The following is a 16,600-nucleotide window of genomic DNA, read 5'->3' on the forward strand; positions in this document are numbered from 1 at the left end:
AGAACCATCATGGAAAACATTGCGCTTATTGGTATCGATCTGGGTAAGAACTCTTTCCATATTCATTGTCAGGAATCATCGTGGGAAGGCCGTTTACCGTAAAAAATTCACCCGACCAAAGCTAATCGAATTTCTGGCGACATGCCCGGCAACAACCATCGCGATGGAAGCCTGTGGCGGTTCTCACTGTTATGGCACGCAAGCTGAAGAGTTAGGGCATTTTCCAAAGCTGATATCACCGCAATTTGTCTCGCCCATTCGTTAAAAGCAACAAAAATGACTTCGTTGATGCTGAAGCTATCTGTGAAGCAGCATCACGTCCATCTATGCGTTTCGTGCAGCCCAGAACCGAATCTCAGCAGGCAATGCGAGCTCTGCATCGTGTCCGTGAATCCCTGGTTCAGGATAAGGTGAAAACAACTAATCAGATGCATGCTTTTCTGCTGGAATTTGGTATCAGCGTTCCGCGAGGTGCTGCCGTTATTAGTCGACTGAGTACCCTTCTTGAGGACAGTAGTTTGCCTCTTTATCTCAGCCAGTTACTGCTGAAATTACAACAGCATTATCACTATCTTGTTGAGCAGATTAAAGATCTGGAATCTCAGTTGAAACGAAAGTTGGACGAAGATGAGGTTGGACAGCGCTTGCTGAGTATTCCTGCGTTGGAACGCTGACTGCCAGTACTATTTCAACTGAGATTGGCGACGGGAAGCAGTACGCCAGCAGCCGTGACTTTGCGGCGGCAACAGGGCTGGTACCCCGACAGTACAGCACGGGAGGTCGGACGACATTGTTAGGGATTAGCAAGCGGGGCAACAAAAAGATCCGAACTTTGTTGGTTCAGTGTGCCAGGGTATTCATACAAAAACTGGAACACCAGTCTGGCAAGTTGGCCGACTGGGTCAGGGAGTTGTTGTGTCGGAAAAGCAACTTTGTCGTCACCTGTGCTCTGGCAAACAAGCTGGCCAGAATAGCCTGGGCACTGACGGCGACAGCAAACTTACGAAGCATAAAGGCAGAAATACACCAGTTTAAACAATCATTCATCTGGTTTTGCGAATACTGATATTGATGATACTAACGGCCCACCGGCCTGTTGAGGAACCTGTAAACGGAAAGGCTCATGAAGCCGTATATTTTCTGGAGGTTCATCAGGCGCGGAACTCATCGAGGCGCGGGAATAAAATCCCATTCAGACGCCGGATAGATTCAAGCAAGCCAACTTGTCGTCAAAATCGGTGTTGCAAAAACGGGAGTGACCATAGATTCCGTTTTCTGAGACGACCCCTACAATACCGACACCGATGGCTGTTACGGCGACCTTACGCAGGTCTTCACCGATAGCTCCCAGAGTCTTCTTGTCAGGAGAGAAAAGACGCACAAACCACGTCTTAATACGCAAAAACTTTTTCATGATTACCTCCATAGTTGAAGAGGAGGCGAATCATGCCTGAGAGGGCATGAACACCCCCTCAGGGTTAAAGTTTTAGGCAGACAAAGCTGTTGGCTTCGCCTTGTTCATCTTCATTGAGTTAATGATCTTCGTCGCTTCATCAGCAAACGGGCCAGTAACTTGGATAGGCTCCCTTCTTGCGAAGGAGGCTGTCACCATCATTCTCTGGCCGTGCATCAGATGACGATACCGAGACCGCATAAGCTCAACGTAGGCCGCAGAGTCCCCCTCCCACCCCTCAGGGGGAGAGAAGGGGCACACCGCGTCGTTACCAGGCGTTGTATCAACCTTCGAGACATCAATGACGGCCATACTCAGCTCTCCTTCTCGCAATGAAATCGCGCAGGTAGCGAGCATTCGGGAAACCGAGGCTTCCCTGACTCATCAGGACATCGTTCCAGTCAATCCCTTTCGCTCTGGGCGGGATCGGGAGCTTAGGCAGCAGGACGTACACACGAATGCCGCGCTTCTCCAGCTTGGCTTTCAGCACGTTCGCTGACTTCTCCCCAGTCACAGACTTATCTTTGTCAGCCCAGATCAGTACGGTGTGAACACCTTCTGGAACCTCGAAGGACTCCATTAGGGTGGCATTGACCGTTGACCAAACCGGGATTTGAGTGACTCGATAAGCTGACAGAGCTGTTTCCAGCCCTTCTGCAACACCCAGGATACCCTCAGTCGGTTCACCGAGGCGGATGGCCGCGCCATTGACATCCAAACCGTCAGGAATGGGCATCATCTTTTTGGCGTTGCCGACCTTGGCTTTTTTACCGTTTTGGGTGAGATAGGTGCGGTGGAGCGTTACCAGGTTGCCTTCCACATCTCGGATAGCGCAGACGATAGCCGGGAATTTCCCAACTTCATTGCCATCTTCGTCGTAGTAGGCCATAGCCGGATTGAACCGCAGACAGTCTGTTTTTTCTACTTCATCAACTTTGAACAGCAGCTCGCGGTTTTTGAAGTACAGACGCATTGGCTCAGTCACATGACTGGAGAACGGCAAACACTCGTTCCATACCTTCTCGATTTTCTCACGGAGACGAGCACTGTAAGCGCGTTCGCGCTCCATTCTCTTCTCCATTTCTTCTTGGAGCTCAAGCAACCAAGGCTTAGGTTGTTCACGAAACATCGGAACAACTTTCGGCTTATTTTCGCTGCTTTGCTCTTCCGGTTGTGTGGCCGCAGGTTGTACTTGCGGTGCCGGAGTTTCTACCTTGCGGTTGACCACAGGGGCCGACTCAACATGGTGACTCACCGGCTCAACACCACCGTTCGAGCGAGCGCGGAACTGCGTTACCGTAGCGCCGCGACGTTCCACCAGCCAGGTGTTGCGATGCGTTTGCATAGGTTGTTCTCTCACAACATTCCCCTGCTCGTCCTTAACTTCAACGACGACAGTTACAGGCTCGCGCCCGAGGTTTGTCATGACGATCTCATCCCCATACTTGGCTTCACTTTCACCAATGGCTCTTTCAAGATCCACGCCCCAGATGGTGCGTTCCAAACCGCTCTTGTCACGGATGAAGGCAAAGTAGCTGAGCTCGTTGTCTTCGTTATGCTCATAAGGAGCTTTACCGTGGGCAATCAGAGTACCGGCAATGGATTTTTTACGATTCTTGGAATCGAGAACCTTGTTATTCACCTTCATAGGCTCTTGCTGAACAGGCGCTTTGGCCTGGACAGGAGCTCGTGTCGGTGCAGCGGCTTGTTGATACTGGGGTTGCTCTTTCTCAACGCCCAGATAATCACCAACCTCGCTCAGGCACTGTTTAAAGTCCCAGTTATTGAGCCACATCAGCAGCTCAAAACCATCATGATTGGCACCGCATGTATTGCATACGCCGCCACCAGTCAGGTGGGCATCCTTGAACAGTCGGAAGCCATCTTTCCCGCCGTGGATAGGACAAGAAACATGACGACCAGGTTTACGGAGAGCTGGTTCAAGATGGGGCGCTAGGGCCGCCAGGATGAATAGCCAGTTTCCGTTTGCAGCTTCACGAACGGTGTCAGCTTTGTAGTAAGACATAGGTTTTCTCCTTAGCGTGAACCCCAGCATCGAGGCTTCCTTAAACCCCCGTCGCCAGGGTTTTAAGGAAACCCCGACACCGGGAGAATGTGCCAAGGAGGCTCCCCAGCCGGGGAGTTCTCCCCGGCGAGGGGTTTAAAAAGGTCGCCCCCGAAACGGAGGCGAATTTTGTGAATATCACAAGCACAAATGAGCGCCCTCTTCGAGGCCATCATGATTGTGACATCTGCGGTTACAGGATCTGACTTAATCACAACCTCAGTGGGTTTGAAAAAGCCATCTACAGTGGGCATGGGGTAATAAAGACGAATCTTTCCCCAATTCTTGTTGTCGGTAAAAGCGACCTTTGTTTGAGCAACACAAAGCTGCAAAAACATGAAAAGGAAGTCTTCTACCGAGTGCTTACCATCTGCACCAAATAGCTCCATTCGACAATTGCCGGGGTCACTGCCACATTGGTCAGGAAACCAGCTTGTTTACCGATGGAAGATTGGTCCACCAGCAGACCATCATTGATGGCTTGTTGACGGATTTGGGCGAGGTCCAATTTAGCTACTTGGTTCATAAGGTGTACTCCAAAGTTAATGGGTACACCTACCCCGTGCGGGGAAGTGTACCCGCATGGGTTATTGAAAGGTCACGGCCAAAGCCGAGCTTTAAGGTTCCGAGTTTTACGCTGGCTGAATGCGCCAAAGAACGGTCGGAGGAAACGAGTCAGCGACACGCTTCACATTCGCGTAAAGAGTGTCCGTAAAGACACGCTCTAAGCGACGACCACCTTGACGATAAACCAACTTAAAGTCTTGGAATTTGTTCATGGATACCTCCAGAAATAACGGAGGTATCTCCAGCAGGAGATAGACTCCCGCAGGGATTAATAAATTAACGTTAATTTGCTGTTTGTTTTTGGCGACCAGCTATCGCACTTTTCGCTCTCCGAAGAGAACAAAATCTGCTTACTGATGGTATTCACCATGAGTAAGAAGACTTGGGAAGTAAAGCAGGGGTTTCCCCTGCCTTGTTATGCCGCTTTGAGGTGGCGAGAGAAAAAGTCCCTGGTTTGCTGGATAGCTCCCCGGAGAAGTTCTCGTCTGTAGCCAGCGTAGCTCTTGTCATCACTGGCAACGGTCAAGCCGTGCAGACTCTCTTCACCCAGGACAATCTCGTTTTCACGAGAGAGTACCTCAACACGTAGGCCAAGCACTCGCTCTTTCCCTTCCAGGATAGAACAAATTGTTTGGTCTCTTACTTCGTCATCCCAGTGGCCCATATCGAAATCCCGCTCAGGGAGTTCAGTAACACGCACCAGGTAGTTTTCAGTGGCCCGTTCCCAAACCACTTCATCTTCGCATGGAGAGGCCTCGATCAGCGAGTACCCGTCCGCTTCGAGCTTCTTGGAAAGACTTTTTACATCATCCGCCAGCTCCAGCACAAAGCGTTCCCAGAGGTCTTGCCAGCGCTCGACCATATCCTGGTTAATCCCTTCAATGCCGGTGCCAATCATGGAATCATCATCAGGGAAGATCCCTGTGAAGTCCACGTTGTCGTCGATGTTCATGCAGTTCCAATGGCTGTAGTGATGCCCGTGACTATTCCGAGTAATGGACAGGTCACAGGAACCATATTCGCGGAGGACAGAAAGCATATTCTCAATGTCTTTCTGTGCCATCAGGTTCTTCACGCGGCTGACAGCATCCACTTGGCCGGGCTCAGTGCTGAATAGGCGATTCATGAGAGCTTTGACGTCATCAACGCTCAAATCCCCGTAGAAGGCTACGCCATCCCCCTGGCAGTATCCGAGACTGTACTCAATCGTCAGATCATCCGGGTATCCACACTTAACCAGTTCGTTTTGAAAATGCTGTTTAATCATTGGTATCTCCTTAATTTCAGAGGGAGACACCATCCCCTCAGGGACCGATGTCCCCCGTGGGGTTAATGTTTGGGTTAAGAAGCCTTGCGGCTTAATTCAGTATCAAATCGAGGACCTTTGAGAACCGCAGTTTTCATAACCTCGAAGTTTCTTGGGTAACGCAGCTTTGAAACTGCGCCAGCTCGGATGTCGGCAGCCTCACTTGGAGAGACTAGCCTTAACCCTTCGCTGGTTTCAGCGTAGAACCAACCGGCATAACGCTCATAGGCATTCTGCTGGTACTGTTCAGTCGCCATATTCTTCCGGATCGCCTCTGTTAAGGCCTCAACAACACCGTCATCTTTCGTGATGATGTTGAAAACATGAGAGACAGTCAGGAAGTTCCCAAAGAAGCAGGCTGCCCCAAGCCAAGGCTGGAACATTTCGCCATTTCGCCCCGTCCTCACCATTGGTTCAAACGGGTATGGGCGATAACAGTGATACTGCTCAAACATCGGGTCAAGAACGTTGTCACCCAGGACATCCAGTAAAGTCTGAATACTGTCCGGGTCTTGGCCTGCCCACTTACTCCCATTGCTGAGAATCAGTGTTTTACCGTCAGTACGCTCCAGAGCTTGTTCAAAGTTAGACATAGTGCATTCCTTTTGGTTAGGACGCACCACACCCTCTCGGGATGATGCGCCCGAGTGGGTTAGTTGAGAAGGCTTAGCCGTCAAGTCCGTAAATTACGGCGGAGCCGGGCTCCATCTCGACAACTTGTGCGCTTCCTTCTTCTATCAGCTCCTGCATGTAACCAGACTCAGCATCCGGATTACGTTCGCAGTGTTCGTCCCAGCGTTTCAAAAGCCCTTCTGTGGCTTGTCCGTGGGTCTCACCAAGGCCGATAAACTCATAGTGTCCTGTGTTTACGATGATCACCACCATAGCTAGTGCTCTCCTACAGGTCACTTGGTACATACAGGTCATCTTTGATGGCAGAAAAATCGACAGGAGACTGGTCCCATAGGTTCGATTCACGCCACCAGCATCATCGACACTGACAAAAACCGTGCGGAGTAAACCGCTGGGCTTTGCAGGGTAACGATGCTGACATGCTGACCTTTGTACTGTTCTGACAAAGTGCTTTGAAGCTCATCAACCGAACGGAATTTCCGGTCGCGGCCAAAGTCCTTAATCTTGATGTCGCCAGGGATTGGATTAGTCATCGTTACCCCCTGCCAGCAGTTTATCTACTGAATGGCCGAGTCCGTTACCAAACCATTTGTCCAGAGCGTCGATTTCCGGGAAGTCCGATTTCACCTGAGCAACAACACGTTCCATTTTGCTGAGAGCATCCTGGAACTCAAGGCGGCACTGTTGCAAAGTTAGCGATGAGGCAGCCTTTTGTCTTATTCAAAGGCCTTACATTTCAAAACTCTGCTTACCAGGCGCATTTCGCCCAGGGGATCACCATAATAAAATGCTGAGGCCTGGCCTTTGCGTAGTGCACGCATCACCTCAATACCTTTGATGGTGGCGTAAGCCGTCTTCATGGATTTAAATCCCAGCGTGGCGCCGATTATCCGTTTCAGTTTGCCATGATCGCATTCAATCACGTTGTTCCGGTACTTAATCTGTCGGTGTTCAACGTCAGACGGGCACCGGCCTTCGCGTTTGAGCAGAGCAAGCGCGCGACCATAGGCGGGCGCTTTATCCGTGTTGATGAATCGCGGGATCTGCCACTTCTTCACGTTGTTGAGGATTTTACCCAGAAACCGGTATGCAGCTTTGCTGTTACGACGGGAGGAGAGATAAAAATCGACAGTGCGGCCCCGGCTGTCGACGGCCCGGTACAGATACGCCCAGCGGCCATTGACCTTCACGTAGGTTTCATCCATGTGCCACGGGCAAAGATCGGAAGGGTTACGCCAGTACCAGCGCAGCCGTTTTTTCCATTTCAGGCGCATAACGCTGAACCCAGCGGTAAATCGTGGAGTGATCGACATTCACTCCGCGTTCAGCCAGCATCTCCTGCAGCTCACGGTAACTGATGCCGTATTTGCAGTACCAGCGTACGGCCCACAGAATGATGTCACGCTGAAAATGCCGGCCTTTGAATGGGTTCATGTGCAGCTCCATCAGCAAAAGGGGATGATAAGTTTATCACCACCGACTATTTGCAACAGTGCCAGATATTCCTTTGATGCACGAGCTAAGTCATTGGTAGCGCAGGATTTACTGCTACTTTTACAAAGCACGAAGACACCATTGACGGCTTCGGCAGAGAACTCTTTGTTCCAAGACGTATTTTCTGTAATTGAACCAGCTAATGCCGTACTCGAAAGACACGCGATAATTACATATGCGGCAAATGTTTTCATGGCACCTTCTTGGTGGCTAACGTTAATTCGACCTCAGAGGCGTTTAAGTCAAAATACCTCTGACGTCTAACATGATTAATCAAAGTCTGATTTTTTAACAAAATCAGAAAGATAGACGCGAAACTTTAAAACAAAGGCGTCAACACTTCAAGTAGCGATCTTTCGCTTCGGCGAGGCCTAACGCCTGAGCTCAGCCGACCGAAACCGCGTAGCGGTTTTGGGTCGGCTGCAGCGATTTGTTGGGCGATAGCTTGCCACATTCTCTCAACGATTGGGATTTGATGTACTTTCCGCACTTTGTAGCGCGACCACATCATGCTCCCCCTGGCCGCGAGAGCCCTTCACTCGGGAAACACAAGACAGACCGAGCACGACTGTTGCAAGGGTCAAACAGTACACGACAACCGGCCAAGCCGTGTTGCGCGGCAACAGCGAAATGATCAACGTTCCGATGCTTCCTAGCAGTACACCGCCCAAGCAGAAGTAGACTGCCGTGACCGTTCCAGCAACATGGTCGAATCCTCGAAGAGCGCCATTGGGCGACACAGATACCGCTGTGGCGACACCAATACCCACTAGCCACATTGGAGCAATAAAGCCTAACACGGACTGCGAAGCCCATATTTCGGTGATGGCAAGCAATACTGCTCCAGCTATCAGGCATCCCATTCCCATTCGCAAGACACTTGGGCTGCCCCACTTGGGTATCACACGCCCCATAAAACGAGCCGTAAACACCATGGCAATTGCCACTGTGGCGAACAGCAGGCTGAAGCCAAGCTGAGACACACCTTGCCTGCCCATCATTAGTCCGGGCGCAATGGAGAAAAAGACGAAGAAGCTACCCATTCCAGCGGCGTAACACAACGTGTACAACCAGAAGTTCAGGCACTTAACGGGGAGTAGCAGCTGCGACCATTGCAAGCCCGCAACTCGTTGCACCCGGGTTTCAGGCCAGAATCGCCACGCTGCTGCAGATGCAGCGATCATGCCCAAACCTAGAAACGCAAAGATAGCCCGCCACCCAAGCCACATGTCGACGAGCGCTCCGAGCAATGGGCCTACCGCCGGGACCATGGCCAGCATGGATCCGAGTATGCCGTAAATGACATTACTTTCCTCGCGACCTGCGTAAATGTCACGTACTGTTGCAAATGTGGAAACAAGGCACGCCGAGGCACCACAAGCCTGAAGAATCCGAAGCCCCAGAAAGACTTCAGCCGATGACGTAAGAGCGAGGCCCATTGACGCCACAACGTAGGCGAGGCCACCTCCCAGTAGAACGGGGCGGCGCCCCAGTCGGTCCGATAGCGGTCCAAACAAGAGCTGACCGGCACCAATCATGACCAAGTACGTTGTCAGCGTAAGCTGAATTGTGCTCGCTGTCGTACCAAGCGCGTTTGGCATAAACGGCACTGCTGGCAAGTACATGTCCATGCCGAGTGATGCCAATAAATCGAACGGTGATAACAACAACACCGTGGCGGCAAGGGAGTACCGCCAACTAAAGTTTTTTGAGCGCACGAAACCATCTCCTTGAACAAAGGATTTGGCGGCGCTCCCGTAGAGCAAAAGGATTCATGAGAACGCCGCAACAACCGAAAAATGAAGGTTGCTGCGGCTTACTTGTCTGCGTTCTTGGAAGTGCTCATCTGCTGACTATCTCATGATTGAATTTGAATCGTAACAACTTTCAAGCAACTCTGCGAGGAGCCTTATTGTGCGCCCAACGTTTGACTTAGGCATCACTGCGTGTTCGCTCGAATGCCTGGCGTGTTTGAACCATGTACACGGCTGGACCATCTGGGGTGGTTACGGTACCTTGCTTCTCAAACCCCGCTTTCTCGTAGCATCGGATCGCTCGCAAGTTGCTCGGCGACGGGTCCGTTTGGATCTTGGTGACCTCGGGATCATTGAACAGCAACTCAACCAGAGCTCGAACCAGCTTGGTTCCCAAGCCTTTGCCCAGTTGTGATGCATTCGCCAGTGACTGGTCTATTCCGCGTACTCCTGGATCGGTTTCTTCTTCCCACCATCCGTCCCCGCTTCCAAGAGCAACGTACGACTGGGCATACCCAATCGGCTCTCCATTCAGCATTGCAATGTATGGAGTGACGGACTCTTGCGCTAAAACGCTTGGCAAGTACTGTTCCTGTACGTCAGCAAGTGTCGGGCGTGCTTCTTCTCCGCCCCACCACTCGACGATATGAGATCGATTTAGCCACTCATAGAGCATCGCAAGGTCATGCTCAGTCATGAGGCGCAGTGTGACGGAATCGTTGCTGTTGGTCACGATGCTGTACTTTGTGATGCCTAACGCCTGAATTAAGCCGCGCCGCGAAGCGGCGTCGGCTTGAATGAATTGTTAGATGCCAACCCGGTCAATGTGCGCTGACCTTGGATAGCAGGTTTAGAACGGCGACGCCACTGACGATAAGTCCCATGCCAATGAACGCCCAGAAGTCTAGTTTTTGGCCATGGAAAATCCAAGCAATAGCTGCCACAAGCACGATGCCAAGCCCAGCCCATACAGCGTAAGCAATACCGACCGGAATGGACTTGAGCGCGAGAGACAAGAAATAGAACGCAAGCCCGTAGCCAGCCACAACTACAACGGAAGGAACTAACCTAGTGAATCCATGGCTAGACTTCAGTGCGGAAGTTGCGATGACCTCGCCAAAGATTGAAACAGCCAGAAATATCCAGTTCTTCACGCGCAATCTCCTCTACGGTATGAAGGAGAAATTGTAGTGGCTATGAGTTGCCAAAAACAGTCTTGCGGCTATCGATTTTCTGTGAGCATACGCAACGCCAAATCTGGCATCTAACGCCCGCCTAAGGGGCTGGCAACGCATGACACTAAACCCAAACACAACAGCCGTAACCACCACAGCTCATTGGGACTGGAAACGCCACGCGTTGACAGTCCCTCTTGAGGCGTTTGTTATGTGTGTGTTCAAACCATCAAATTTAGTCAGGAACTACTATTAAACCTAATTGCTCTAAAAGTTGTTCTTGCTGCCACGAACAGATTTTTACACCTGTAAGGTCAACTTTCCGAGGGTCTAAACCATACAACTCCGAGTGGCTCAAATCACAACCTTGCAACCTACACTGGCTCCAACACCCTTCAGAAAATACTCCCCGACTTAAATCAGACTCTTTAAATGATGCACCACTCAGATTTGCGCCAATCCATCTATTCTCAAACAAATCACACTTTTCGATACACTGCCTTTCAAAGTTGGCGTATGAAAGATTACAACCTGTTATATAAGCTGAACAAAAATACATTCTGTTCGATACCTGATTCATGAAGCTAGCTTGAGCAAAATTGGCACCCTTTAAATCGCATTCTCTGAACTCGATACCAAAACAATTTGCACCTTTGAAATACGACATTGAAAGACTGCAGTTTTTAAAAGATGCATCTCTAAGATCCGAGTAAGAAAAATCACACCCCTCTAATTCACCTCGTTCAATGAAAGAACAATCTACAAATTGTGTATCGCGGAGGTTCGCTCGTTTAAAGGAACAGCAGAAAAATTTGCAATTTTTAAAATACTGACCACTCATGTCTTGATGTGAAAAGTCTGCTTGTACATATAACTGGTCTGTTTTATCCATTTTCTAGCCCTCTTTCTATTTGAGTCGAAGACTAACATTTACCAACCAGTTCTCAAGAAAAATAAACACCTTAAAAACAGCAACTTACAACCACTTAAAATCGCAAAAATAAGGTACCAAATTGACGCTCTAAGGCACTGTTTTTTAATTCACCCATGCCGCATGGCTAGAAAAAAGTTTTGATTAATCATGGCGCTTGCAAGAAAAACACATAACTTTGTTTTAGGGCGACTGCCCTGCTGCGTAACATCGTTGCTGCTCCATAACATCAAACATCGACCCACGGCGTAACGCGCTTGCTGCTTGGATGCCCGAGGCATAGACTGTACAAAAAAACAGTCATAACAAGCCATGAAAACCGCCACTGCGCCGTTACCACCGCTGCGTTCGGTCAAGGTTCTGGACCAGTTGCGTGAGCGCATACGCTACTTGCATTACAGCTTACCAACCGAACAGGCTTATGTCCACTGGGTTCGTGCCTTCATCCGTTTCCACGGTGTGCGTCACCCGGCAACCTTGGGCAGCAGCGAAGTCGAGGCATTTCTGTCCTGGCTGGCGAACGAGCGCAAGGTTTCGGTCTCCACGCATCGTCAGGCATTGGCGGCCTTGCTGTTCTTCTACGGCAAGGTGCTGTGCACGGATCTGCCCTGGCTTCAGGAGATCGGAAGACCTCGGCCGTCGCGGCGCTTGCCGGTGGTGCTGACCCCGGATGAAGTGGTTCGCATCCTCGGTTTTCTGGAAGGCGAGCATCGTTTGTTCGCCCAGCTTCTGTATGGAACGGGCATGCGGATCAGTGAGGGTTTGCAACTGCGGGTCAAGGATCTGGATTTCGATCACGGCACGATCATCGTGCGGGAGGGCAAGGGCTCCAAGGATCGGGCCTTGATGTTACCCGAGAGCTTGGCACCCAGCCTGCGCGAGCAGCTGTCGCGTGCACGGGCATGGTGGCTGAAGGACCAGGCCGAGGGCCGCAGCGGCGTTGCGCTTCCCGACGCCCTTGAGCGGAAGTATCCGCGCGCCGGGCATTCCTGGCCGTGGTTCTGGGTTTTTGCGCAGCACACGCATTCGACCGATCCACGGAGCGGTGTCGTGCGTCGCCATCACATGTATGACCAGACCTTTCAGCGCGCCTTCAAACGTGCCGTAGAACAAGCAGGCATCACGAAGCCCGCCACACCGCACACCCTCCGCCACTCGTTCGCGACGGCCTTGCTCCGCAGCGGTTACGACATTCGAACCGTGCAGGATCTGCTCGGCCATTCCGACGTCTCTACGACGATGATTTACACGCATGTGCTGAAAGTTGGCGGTGCCGGAGTGCGCTCACCGCTTGATGCGCTGCCGCCCCTCACTAGTGAGAGGTAGGGCAGCGCAAGTCAATCCTGGCGGATTCACTACCCCTGCGCGAAGGCCATCGGTGCCGCATCGAACGGCCGGTTGCGGAAAGTCCTCCCTGCGTCCGCTGATGGCCGGCAGCAGCCCGTCGTTGCCTGATGGATCCAACCCCTCCGCTGCTATAGTGCAGTCGGCTTCTGACGTTCAGTGCAGCCGTCTTCTGAAAACGACAAACGATGTCAGAATAGAGTTAAATTTCCTATTGATTGACATATTCCGTCAAAGGTAATAGATTTCATCCTGACACTTTTGCCTTTGGAGGCATCTTGCAAGGTCAACGCATCGGCTATGTCCGCGTCAGCAGCTTCGACCAGAACCCGGAACGGCAATTGGAGGGTGTTCAGGTGGCGCGGGTGTTCACCGACAAGGCTTCTGGCAAGGACACCCAGCGTCCCGAGCTGGAAAGGCTGCTGGCCTTCGTCCGCGAGGGCGACACCGTGGTGGTGCATAGCATGGACAGGCTGGCACGCAACCTTGATGACCTGCGCCGCATCGTCCAAGGGCTGACACAACGGGGCGTGCGCATGGAGTTCGTCAAAGAAGGGCTGAAGTTCACCGGCGAGGACTCACCGATGGCCAATCTGATGCTGTCGGTCATGGGAGCCTTCGCTGAGTTCGAGCGCGCCCTGATCCGCGAACGTCAGCGCGAGGGAATCGTGCTGGCCAAGCAGCGCGGTGCCTACCGGGGACGAAAGAAATCGCTGAACAGCGAACAAATTGCCGAGTTGAAACGGCGAGTTGCGGCAGGCGACCAAAAAACCTTGGTGGCCCGTGACTTCGGCATCAGCCGCGAAACCTTGTACCAGTACCTGCGGGAAGACTGACCATGCCACGCCGCTCAATCCTGTCCGCCACCGAGCGCGAAAGCCTGCTGGCACTGCCAGATGCCAAAGACGAACTGATACGGCACTACACGTTCAACGAAACCGACCTGTCGGTGATCCGTCAGCGTCGCGGCGCCGCGAATCGATTGGGCTTCGCTGTGCAGCTTTGCTACTTGCGATTCCCTGGCACCTTTTTGGGCGTCGATGAGCCTCCGTTTCCGCCCCTGTTGCGCATGGTGGCCGCGCAACTCAAGATGCCAGTGGAAAGTTGGAGCGAGTACGGCCAGCGCGAACAGACACGGCGGGAGCACTTGGTCGAGCTGCAAACGGTTTTTGGGTTCAAGCCCTTCACCATGAGCCACTATCGGCAAGCCGTGCATACATTGACCGAGCTGGCCTTGCAGACCGACAAAGGCATCGTGCTGGCGAGCGCACTTGTCGAGAATCTGCGGCGGCAGAGCATTATCCTGCCCGCCATGAATGCCATCGAGCGCGCAAGCGCCGAGGCCATCACCCGTGCCAACCGACGCATTTACGCGGCGCTGACCGATTCTTTGTTATCACCCCACCGTCAGCGCCTGGACGAACTTCTCAAGCGCAAGGACGGCAGTAAAGTGACGTGGCTGGCATGGCTGCGCCAGTCGCCTGCCAAACCGAACTCTCGCCACATGCTCGAACATATTGAGCGCCTGAAATCCTGGCAAGCACTTGATCTGCCCGCAGGCATCGAGCGGCAGGTTCACCAGAACCGCCTGCTCAAAATCGCTCGTGAAGGTGGCCAGATGACGCCTGCTGATCTGGCAAAGTTCGAGGTGCAACGACGCTATGCCACGCTGGTAGCGCTGGCCATCGAAGGCATGGCCACCGTCACCGATGAAATCATCGACCTTCACGATCGCATCATCGGCAAGCTGTTCAACGCGGCCAAGAACAAGCATCAGCAGCAGTTCCAGGCTTCCGGCAAGGCGATCAACGACAAGGTGCGGATGTATGGGCGCATCGGTCAAGCGTTGATTGAGGCCAAGCAAAGCGGCAGCGATCCGTTCGCCGCCATCGAGGCCGTTATGCCCTGGGACACCTTCGCCGCCAGCGTCACCGAAGCGCAAACATTGGCGCGGCCTGCCGACTTTGATTTCCTGCACCACATCGGTGAAAGCTATGCCACGCTACGCCGCTACGCGCCGCAGTTCCTGGGCGTGCTCAAATTGCGGGCTGCGCCCGCCGCCAAGGGTGTGCTCGATGCCATCGACATGCTGCGCGGCATGAACAGCGACAGCGCGCGCAAGGTGCCGCCGATGCGCCAACCGCATTCATCAAGCCGCGCTGGGCAAAGCTGGTTCTGACCGACGACGGCATCGACCGGCGTTACTACGAGTTATGCGCCCTGTCGGAGCTGAAGAACGCGCTGCGCTCCGGTGATGTTCTGGGTGCAGGTTTCTCGCCAGTTCAAGGACTTCGACGAATACCTGGTGCCGGTCGAGAAGTTCGCCACTTTGAAGCTGGCCAGCGAATTGCCGCTGGCAGTGGCCACCGACTGCGACCAATACCTGCATGACCGGTTGGAATTGTTGGAGGCGCAACTCGCCACAGTCAACCGCATGGCTGCGGCCAACGACTTACCGGATGCCATCATCACCACCGCGTCAGGCCTGAAGATCACGCCGCTGGACGCGGCAGTACCAGGACGCCGCGCAAGCCATGATCGACCAGACAGCTATGCTGCTGCCGCACCTCAAATCACCGAGTTGCTGATGGAGGTCGATGAATGGACGGGCTTCACCCGCCACTTCACACACCTGAAGACCAGCGACACGGCCAAGGACAAAACCTTGCTGTTGACGACGATCCTGGCCGACGCGATCAACCTGGGTCTGACCAAATGGCCGAGTCCTGCCCTGGCACCACCTACGCCAAGCTGTCTTGGCTGCAGCCTGGGCACATCCGCGATGAAACCTATTCGACGGCGCTGGCCGAGCTGGTGAATGCGCAGTTCGGCAACCCTTCGCGGCAACTGGGGTGACGGCACCACGTCATCGTCGGACGGCCAGAACTTCAGAACCGGCAGCAAAGCAGAAAGCACTGGTCATATCAACCCGAAGTATGGAAGCAGTCCAGGACGGACTTTTCTACACCCATATCTCCGACCAGTACGCGCCCTTCAGTGCCAAGGTGGTCAACGTGGGCATTCGTGATTCAACTTACGTGCTTGATGGCCTGCTGTACCACGAGTCGGACTTGCGCATCGAGGAACACTACACCGACACGGCAGGCTTCACCGATCACGTGTTTGGCTTGATGCATTTGCTGGGATTTCGCTTCGCGCCGCGTATCCGTGACTTGGGCGAAACCAAGCTATTCATCCCCAAGGGCGATGCCGCCTATGACGCGCTCAAGCCGATGATTAGCAGCGACAGGCTGAACATCAAGCAAATACGCGCCCATTGGGATGAAATTCTGCGGCTGGCCACCTCCATCAAGCAAGGCACGGTAACGGCTTCGCTGATGCTGCGCAAACTCGGCAGCTACCCGCGCCAGAACGGCTTGGCCGTGGCGTTGCGCGAGCTGGGGCGCATCGAGCGCACGCTGTTCATTTTGGATTGGCTGCAAAGCGTGGAGCTGCGCCGCCGCGTCCATGCGGGGCTGAATAAGGGCGAGGCGCGCAACGCGCTGGCCAGGGCGGTCTTCTTCTACCGATTGGGTGAAATCCGCGACCGCAGTTTTGAGCAGCAGCGCTACCGGGCCAGCGGCCTCAATCTGGTGACGGCGGCCATCGTGTTGTGGAACACGGTATATCTGGAGCGTGCCACCAGTGCTTTGCGTGGCAACGGCACGGCGCTGGACGACACATTGTTGCAATATCTGTCGCCGCTGGGGTGGGAGCACATCAACCTGACCGGCGATTACCTATGGCGCAGCAGCGCCAAGGTCGGTGCGGGGAAGTTTAGGCCTTGCGACCGCTGCCACCGGCTTAGCGTGCTTTATTTAATGAGATGGTCACTCCCTCCTTTCCCGGTACTATGCTGAGGACAGGCTTTCATTCGG

The 16,600-nt window shown here is 53.1% G+C and carries 14 protein-coding genes and 5 pseudogenes; 4 read left to right on the plus strand and 15 right to left on the minus strand.

Annotation, left to right across the window (positions count from 1 at the left end):
• Positions 1-9 precede the first annotated feature (9 nt).
• Positions 10-1,066 (plus strand): annotated as a pseudogene (locus ACQ29O_RS24165) (IS110 family transposase).
• A 126-nt stretch (positions 1,067-1,192) separates the two neighbouring features.
• On the opposite strand, the gene ACQ29O_RS24170 reads toward ACQ29O_RS24165, so the two are convergent.
• From ACQ29O_RS24170 to ACQ29O_RS24240, 15 genes and pseudogenes are all read right to left on the minus strand, one after another.
• Positions 1,193-1,414, minus strand: a complete 222-nt coding sequence (locus ACQ29O_RS24170; protein WP_000714163.1) for a hypothetical protein — start codon at positions 1,412-1,414, stop codon at positions 1,193-1,195.
• A gap of 72 nt (positions 1,415-1,486) precedes the next feature.
• Positions 1,487-1,765: a hypothetical protein gene (locus ACQ29O_RS24175; RefSeq protein WP_000268337.1), complete on the minus strand. Its 279-nt coding sequence runs from the start codon at positions 1,763-1,765 to the stop codon at positions 1,487-1,489.
• Positions 1,752-3,479, minus strand: a complete 1,728-nt coding sequence (locus ACQ29O_RS24180; protein ID WP_000122922.1) for a DUF7146 domain-containing protein — start codon at positions 3,477-3,479, stop codon at positions 1,752-1,754. The genes ACQ29O_RS24175 and ACQ29O_RS24180 overlap by 14 nt, the downstream gene beginning before the upstream one ends.
• 177 nt (positions 3,480-3,656) lie before the next feature.
• A pseudogene (locus ACQ29O_RS24185) lies at positions 3,657-4,044 on the minus strand (hypothetical protein).
• A gap of 456 nt (positions 4,045-4,500) precedes the next feature.
• Positions 4,501-5,352, minus strand: a complete 852-nt coding sequence (locus ACQ29O_RS24190; protein WP_000595210.1) for a hypothetical protein — start codon at positions 5,350-5,352, stop codon at positions 4,501-4,503.
• A gap of 74 nt (positions 5,353-5,426) precedes the next feature.
• A complete protein-coding gene (locus tag ACQ29O_RS24195; RefSeq protein WP_000064432.1) occupies positions 5,427-5,984 on the minus strand; it encodes a hypothetical protein in 558 nt (185 codons plus the stop codon).
• 73 nt (positions 5,985-6,057) lie between these two features.
• Complete coding sequence (locus tag ACQ29O_RS24200) at positions 6,058-6,276, minus strand: hypothetical protein (RefSeq protein WP_000260293.1); 219 nt, start codon at positions 6,274-6,276, stop codon at positions 6,058-6,060.
• Between the two features lie 89 nt (positions 6,277-6,365).
• Complete coding sequence (locus ACQ29O_RS24205; RefSeq protein ID WP_430761455.1) at positions 6,366-6,557, minus strand: hypothetical protein; 192 nt, start codon at positions 6,555-6,557, stop codon at positions 6,366-6,368.
• Complete coding sequence (locus tag ACQ29O_RS24210) at positions 6,550-6,672, minus strand: hypothetical protein (protein WP_279355304.1); 123 nt, start codon at positions 6,670-6,672, stop codon at positions 6,550-6,552. The genes ACQ29O_RS24205 and ACQ29O_RS24210 overlap by 8 nt, the downstream gene beginning before the upstream one ends.
• 68 nt (positions 6,673-6,740) lie before the next feature.
• Positions 6,741-7,458 (minus strand): annotated as a pseudogene (locus ACQ29O_RS24215) (IS6-like element IS26 family transposase).
• A 62-nt stretch (positions 7,459-7,520) separates the two neighbouring features.
• Positions 7,521-7,712: pseudogene (locus ACQ29O_RS24220) on the minus strand (hypothetical protein); the annotation flags it as partial.
• Positions 7,713-7,976: 264 nt separating this feature from the next.
• On the minus strand, positions 7,977-9,236 hold the full coding sequence (locus ACQ29O_RS24225) for a chloramphenicol efflux MFS transporter CmlA5 (protein ID WP_012300772.1): 1,260 nt from the start codon (positions 9,234-9,236) through the stop codon (positions 7,977-7,979).
• 214 nt (positions 9,237-9,450) lie between these two features.
• Complete coding sequence (aac(6')-Ib, locus tag ACQ29O_RS24230) at positions 9,451-10,005, minus strand: AAC(6')-Ib family aminoglycoside 6'-N-acetyltransferase (RefSeq protein ID WP_022631510.1); 555 nt, start codon at positions 10,003-10,005, stop codon at positions 9,451-9,453.
• Positions 10,006-10,093: 88 nt separating this feature from the next.
• The gene (locus ACQ29O_RS24235; protein ID WP_015243636.1) at positions 10,094-10,426 is read right to left on the minus strand and encodes a quaternary ammonium compound efflux SMR transporter QacF; all 333 of its coding nucleotides are present in this window, start codon (positions 10,424-10,426) and stop codon (positions 10,094-10,096) included.
• A gap of 256 nt (positions 10,427-10,682) precedes the next feature.
• Positions 10,683-11,339, minus strand: a complete 657-nt coding sequence (locus ACQ29O_RS24240; protein ID WP_000361704.1) for a quinolone resistance pentapeptide repeat protein QnrVC4 — start codon at positions 11,337-11,339, stop codon at positions 10,683-10,685.
• A 351-nt stretch (positions 11,340-11,690) separates the two neighbouring features.
• Between ACQ29O_RS24240 and intI1 the strand changes: the two genes are divergently transcribed.
• From intI1 to ACQ29O_RS24255, 3 genes and pseudogenes are all read left to right on the plus strand, one after another.
• The gene (gene intI1 / locus ACQ29O_RS24245; RefSeq protein WP_000845039.1) at positions 11,691-12,704 is read left to right on the plus strand and encodes a class 1 integron integrase IntI1; all 1,014 of its coding nucleotides are present in this window, start codon (positions 11,691-11,693) and stop codon (positions 12,702-12,704) included.
• Between the two features lie 296 nt (positions 12,705-13,000).
• The gene (locus tag ACQ29O_RS24250; protein ID WP_001162012.1) at positions 13,001-13,558 is read left to right on the plus strand and encodes a recombinase family protein; all 558 of its coding nucleotides are present in this window, start codon (positions 13,001-13,003) and stop codon (positions 13,556-13,558) included.
• Between the two features lie 2 nt (positions 13,559-13,560).
• Positions 13,561-16,530, plus strand: a pseudogene (locus ACQ29O_RS24255) (Tn3 family transposase).
• Positions 16,531-16,600 lie beyond the last annotated feature (70 nt).

The organism is Salmonella sp. GDC200615, assembly GCF_050574145.1.
Taxonomy (GTDB): Bacteria; Pseudomonadota; Gammaproteobacteria; order Enterobacterales; family Enterobacteriaceae; genus Salmonella; species Salmonella enterica.

Excerpts from the sequence above, each read along its gene's own strand:
- ACQ29O_RS24170 (WP_000714163.1), bottom strand. The coding sequence starts at position 1,414 with ATGAAAAAGTTTTTGCGTATTAAGACGTGGTTTGTGCGTCTTTTCTCT.
- ACQ29O_RS24175 (WP_000268337.1), bottom strand. The coding sequence starts at position 1,765 with ATGGCCGTCATTGATGTCTCGAAGGTTGATACAACGCCTGGTAACGAC.
- ACQ29O_RS24180 (WP_000122922.1), bottom strand. The coding sequence starts at position 3,479 with ATGTCTTACTACAAAGCTGACACCGTTCGTGAAGCTGCAAACGGAAAC.
- ACQ29O_RS24190 (WP_000595210.1), bottom strand. The coding sequence starts at position 5,352 with ATGATTAAACAGCATTTTCAAAACGAACTGGTTAAGTGTGGATACCCG.
- ACQ29O_RS24195 (WP_000064432.1), bottom strand. The coding sequence starts at position 5,984 with ATGTCTAACTTTGAACAAGCTCTGGAGCGTACTGACGGTAAAACACTG.
- ACQ29O_RS24200 (WP_000260293.1), bottom strand. The coding sequence starts at position 6,276 with ATGGTGGTGATCATCGTAAACACAGGACACTATGAGTTTATCGGCCTT.
- ACQ29O_RS24205 (WP_430761455.1), bottom strand. The coding sequence starts at position 6,557 with ATGACTAATCCAATCCCTGGCGACATCAAGATTAAGGACTTTGGCCGC.
- ACQ29O_RS24210 (WP_279355304.1), bottom strand. The coding sequence starts at position 6,672 with ATGGAACGTGTTGTTGCTCAGGTGAAATCGGACTTCCCGGAAATCGAC.
- ACQ29O_RS24240 (WP_000361704.1), bottom strand. The coding sequence starts at position 11,339 with ATGGATAAAACAGACCAGTTATATGTACAAGCAGACTTTTCACATCAA.
- intI1 (WP_000845039.1), top strand. The coding sequence starts at position 11,691 with ATGAAAACCGCCACTGCGCCGTTACCACCGCTGCGTTCGGTCAAGGTT.